Annotated in this window: 4 protein-coding genes; 3 read left to right on the forward strand and 1 reads right to left on the reverse strand. The window is 34.0% G+C overall.

Annotation, left to right across the window (positions count from 1 at the left end; genetic code table 11):
• The first annotated feature begins 704 nt into the window (after nt 1-704).
• From ACY65O_RS12555 to ACY65O_RS12565, 3 genes are all read left to right on the forward strand, one after another.
• The gene (locus ACY65O_RS12555) at nt 705-1199 is read left to right on the forward strand and encodes a DinB family protein (protein ID WP_462221201.1); all 495 of its coding nucleotides are present in this window, start codon (nt 705-707) and stop codon (nt 1197-1199) included.
• A 240-nt stretch (nt 1200-1439) separates the two neighbouring features.
• Nucleotides 1440-2285: an SRPBCC family protein gene (locus ACY65O_RS12560; protein ID WP_462221202.1), complete on the forward strand. Its 846-nt coding sequence runs from the start codon at nt 1440-1442 to the stop codon at nt 2283-2285.
• A gap of 20 nt (nt 2286-2305) precedes the next feature.
• Nucleotides 2306-2731: a VOC family protein gene (locus tag ACY65O_RS12565; RefSeq protein ID WP_462221203.1), complete on the forward strand. Its 426-nt coding sequence runs from the start codon at nt 2306-2308 to the stop codon at nt 2729-2731.
• Between the two features lie 85 nt (nt 2732-2816).
• Here the strand turns inward: ACY65O_RS12565 and ACY65O_RS12570 are convergent, their stop codons facing one another.
• Entirely contained in the window at nt 2817-4748 is a 1932-nt protein-coding gene (locus tag ACY65O_RS12570; RefSeq protein ID WP_462221204.1) for an ATP-binding protein, read from the reverse strand.
• Nucleotides 4749-5111 lie beyond the last annotated feature (363 nt).

The following is a 5111-nucleotide window of genomic DNA, read 5'->3' on the forward strand; positions in this document are numbered from 1 at the left end:
GACATTCATTCAAAATTGACCGAACCAATAAAATGGGAAAGGTATTCAAAAGTCAGAGACAACCTAATACTGATAGAATAAGCCAGCCGCTAACATTGGGTTTTTCGCCTCCGACTTTGTGGGTGCATCGCTTTATTCACCGCTTACTTCATTCGCCGCCGATTGGTTTTTAACCAGCGGTGTACGTTTCCTATGCTACTGTAAGCTTCTCCAAAAAACGGCCACTTAAAATTTGAAAAAATTATTAACTTTAAAAATAAGTACAACCGAACTTTAGTACAGTTAAAAATTATTAATTCAATTACATGATGTTCATGCCAGAGTTCTTTTGTTTCATTTAAATGCTCTTCTCGAAGGTAGTGGTGAAGTAGCTTTGTTAACGGTTGTTTCCTTATGTAAATTCCACAGCTTATCATTATAAAAATCATACAAGCTTTTTACTCATTGTCATTGTGTGTATATTTATAAAAAGAAAAAAAATCACAAACTTAAATTAGTGCCAATTTTATTTAACACCCTAAAAAATTATAGCGAAATGAAAAAAAGTTTTCACTGACTTTTACTATTTTGGAAATGCAAATTTTTGCACAGCAAAAATATAATTAGCGGAGATTTAAAAGGTTTTGTAAACGAAGATAAAGTAGATTTTAACGAAATTGTTGAACTCTATAAGTTTTGGCTGAATAAACAATAAAAATCAGTGTATGAATTTAACAGCACAAATTGCAAAACACTTTAGAGAAATTTATTTTGGGGGCAACTGGACCTCATCTAACCTTAAAGATAATTTGGCCGGTGTTACCTGGCAGCAGGCAACAACAACAGTTTATTCTTTTAATACTATTGCAACCCTAGTTTACCATATTAATTATTATGTAAGTGCAGTATTAAGAGTATTGCAGGGAGAAGCCCTCGACGCCAGTGATAAATACAGTTTTAACCTTCCGCCCATTCTCTCACAAAATGATTGGGAAAAATTATTGAACAAGCTGTGGAGCGATGCCGAAAATTTTGCTCAACTGGTGGAACAACTACCGGAGCATAAACTTTGGGAAGATTTTACAGATAAAAAATATGGCAATTACTACAGAAACTTTCATGGTATTATTGAGCACAGTCATTATCATTTGGGGCAAATTGTATTGATAAAAAAGATACTGTTGCGGGAAGATGAAAATTTAAATTATAGTAAAAAATAGATAATAACAATTTGTATGCTTAGGACAATAAAATACTAAAAGAACATATAAACAGTTGCAAAAAAAATACAAAGAGTGCTATTGAAGTCATCAAAAATCATATTCTGCAACTGATGAATTAAACCTGCTGTCATATTCAGCCCCTTAACTTGTCGTTTTTACCACTCGCTGTTTTTAATTTGTTATTGCATCTTTGTGTTATCAAATTAAAACAACAGTATTAACCAAAAAATAAATGGTATGAAAAAAATACATTTCAGCATTGGTATTAATGCTTCAGCACAAAAAGTATGGCAGGTTTTATGGAACGATATTACCTACCGCAAATGGACAGCTCCATTTCAGGAAGGTTCTTATGCCCTTTCCGACTGGAAAGAAGGGAGCGACATACAATTTTTATCGCCGGGTGGCGGCGGCATGTTCAGCAAAATAGAACAAAGCAAACCAAATGAATTTATGAGTTTTAGGCATTTGGGTGAAATTAAAAATTTTGAAAAACAACCCATTGATGAAAAAACAAAATTATGGAGTGGTGGTTTAGAATCGTATTCTTTAAAAGAAGGAAATGGCAACACAATGCTTGATATAAATCTTGATGCGCCAGAGAATTTTGCAGAATATTTTACAGATAAATTTCCCAAAGCATTGGCTGTGGTAAAAGAATTGGCAGAGCAGCCCATTGAATTATCAATAGAAACAATTGTTGCAGCACCTATTGAAAAAATTTGGGAACACTGGACAGCACCTGAACACATTACCCAATGGAACAATGCATCCGCAGACTGGCACACACCAAAGGCAGAGAACGATGTAAAAGTGGGAGGAAATTTTTCTTTTTATATGGCAGCAAAAGACGGCAGTTTTGGTTTTGATTTTGGTGGCACTTACACTGCGGTTGAACCCAATAAAAAAATTGAATACATACTTGGTGATGGAAGAAAGGTGAAAATTGATTTTATAAAACAGGATAACGGTTATAAAATTGCTGAAAAATTTGAAGCAGAAGAAATGAATTCATTAGAATTGCAACAGGGCGGCTGGCAGGCAATTCTTAATAATTTTAAAAACTATGCAGAAGCAAATTAACTAATAAAAAAATATTAAAAATGACAAATCAAATTTATCCCTGCTTATGGTTTGATGGCCAGGCCAAAGCTGCTGCAGATTTTTACTGCAATGTTTTTAAAAATTCAAAAATTACAACAGATACCCCCATGGTTGTAAATTTTGAGCTGAACGGGAAAAAATTTATGGGTTTAAACGGCGGCCCCATGTTTAAATTTAACGAAGCTGTATCAATGGTGGTGGAATGCGAAACACAGGAAGAAATAGATAACTACTGGAATAAACTTACAGCAGATGGCGGGCAGGAAAGCCAATGCGGCTGGCTTAAAGATAAGTTTGGTTTTTCGTGGCAGATTATTCCAAATATTATGGGCAAACTAATGACCGATACCGAAAAAGCACCAAGGGTAATGCAGGAAATTATGAAAATGAAAAAAATTGATATTGCAAAACTGGTAAACGCTTAGCAGCATCTTTCTTAAATATTTTTTAGGAAACTTTGTGTTTATTAATTTAAAATAACGCAACGTTTCTTTAAAAATTCAAATAAAATTACACTTTTGGAATATGTATTGCCACCAATGTTCCTTTACCCGGCGCTGCATCAAATTCAATATTTCCTTTTAAATATTCAATCCTCGAAATTATATTTTTAAGGCCGATGCCTTCAAAATTCATTTTGTTACTGCTGTCGAAACCACGGCCGTTATCTTCTATTGTTACTGCAATACCATCTTTATCTTTTATTAAAGCAATATCCAATACATTGGCGTTAGCATGTTTAATTACATTGTTTACACACTCCTGTATTACCCTGTATAAAACAGTTTCGGTGTTGCTGTTTAATCTTTCGTTTAAACCTTCTGTGTGCAGCGTAACTTTAATAATGCTGTTGTCAATCTTATCAATAAATTCCTTTATAGCGCTTGCAAGCCCCTGTTTTAATAATGCGTTAGGCATCATCTGGTGGCTTACATTGCGTACTTCTTTGCAACCTTCATCCACCAACTGAATAATTTTTTCAAAGGCAAGTTTACGTTCTTCGTTTGCAAAAGTCAGTTCACTTTCAAAAGCAGATAAATTCATTTTAGCTGCACTCATCATCTGCCCAACGCCATCATGCAAGTCGCTGGCTATGCGTTTACGTTCGTTTTCTTCAGCTGCAATTACAGCTTTGGTAGAAAGATCCTGCTGTTTAATAATTTCCTGCTGTAATCTTGTTTCCTGCTTTAGTTTACGGCGTTTGTAAAAAGAATAACCTCCTGCCATTAACACCAATGCCCCACCCAAAATACCTGCCAGCCAGTAATTCTTTTTTGTAATTTCCAGCTGCTGTTCTTTAATACGTGTTTTTTGTTTTTCCGTTTCGTATTTAGTGGTAAGCTCTGCAATTATTTCCTGCTGGTCTTTTTTAATAATAGAATCTTTTATCAATTTATATTTATGCTCATACACATAAGCAGAATCATATTTTTTATTGCGGCTGAAAAAATCGGCCAGGCTTTCGTGTGCCTCTATCAATTGCTTATTATTTTTTATTGCAACTGCAATTGATAATGCTTTTTTAATCGCCGCTTCTGCATTTACCAGATCTCCTTTGCGTTCGTAATTTTCGCCTAAATAATTATACGTGTAAGCCAGCTCGTGCAATTCGTTATTACGTTCTCTTATACCAATAGAGGCTTTTAAATATTTTTCTGCATCTGCAGTTTGATTTTTAAATGAATAGGCTGCACCAATATCATTGTACATAAAAGAAATTCCTGCAGAGTCTTTTAATAATTCTACCAGTTCTTTTGCCTTAAAATAATATTCCAGTGCTTTATCATAATTTTTTCTTTCCCTGTTTACAATGCCCAGGTTATCGTACGAATAATACATGCTCATGGAATCTTTCAACGCTGTTCGTAGCACTAAAGATTTTTTATGAAACTCCTCTGCCCTGTCCAGGTCGTTGGTGGTTAAATAAATTATGCCCAATAAATTATAACTGCTTGCAGTTAATTTTTCATCTTTGTTATCTTCAGCAATTTTTGCAGTTTGCTGGTAATATTGCAATGCCAGTGGATAATTAGCTTTGCGCCGGTACAAATTACCCAGGTTAGATGCATAATACCATTTTACCACATGGCTGGTATCTTTATTTACCAAAGCCGCTGCACTATCCGCTACGGTAAATGCAGCATCAATTTTACCCTGCCGCTCCAGTATTGTGGTAATGTTGCAATAGGCCATTGCCATGCCCGATACATATTTTTCTTTAGTAGAGATTTCCAATGCTTTTCTCGAAAAAATTAAAGAGGTTCCTAAATCGGTTCTTATAAATTTACGTGCCGTAGTATTATAGGCATCCGCTTTGCGTAAAGGGTTTTCTCCAGCTGCATTTAACTGGGTATTTAAAAAAGAATCAACAGCATTTTGCTGAGAAAAGGAATTACAAAAAAAAGTTGTAAAAAAAAATACCAATAATATTTTAGGGAACATAAAAGGTTAAATTTAAAATTTGCTTTAATTGCCGGAGAATAAATATAGGTTTTTTGTGCAAATAAATTTTTTGATGATTAGAATTGTTATTTTTCAAAAAACTTTTTTACTTTTAAACTCTGGCTGCAAATTTTTATTTGCAGCAACTTACCTCTGAAATCTTTACGTTTTTTATTTTAAAACCTTAAACTAAAAAAATGAAAAATTCAGTAATTGCCTTTACCTTAATTTTTATTGCATTATTTACAGCATGTAATAATACCAGTGATATGCCAAAAGATACTGCAAAAGCCATCCCTTTAAAAGAAGATTTAATTAAACGTGGCGAATACCTGGTACAAATTACCGGGTGCAACGATTGCC

The sequence above is a fragment of the Ferruginibacter sp. genome (genome assembly GCF_031430955.1).
Classification (GTDB): Bacteria; Bacteroidota; Bacteroidia; order Chitinophagales; family Chitinophagaceae; genus Ferruginibacter.

Bases quoted from the DNA above. Each gene is read 5' to 3' on its own strand.
- ACY65O_RS12565 (WP_462221203.1), top strand. From the start codon at position 2,306: ATGACAAATCAAATTTATCCCTGCTTATGGTTTGATGGCCAGGCCAAA.
- ACY65O_RS12570 (WP_462221204.1), bottom strand. From the start codon at position 4,748: ATGTTCCCTAAAATATTATTGGTATTTTTTTTTACAACTTTTTTTTGT.
- ACY65O_RS12560 (WP_462221202.1), top strand. From the start codon at position 1,440: ATGAAAAAAATACATTTCAGCATTGGTATTAATGCTTCAGCACAAAAA.
- ACY65O_RS12555 (WP_462221201.1), top strand. From the start codon at position 705: ATGAATTTAACAGCACAAATTGCAAAACACTTTAGAGAAATTTATTTT.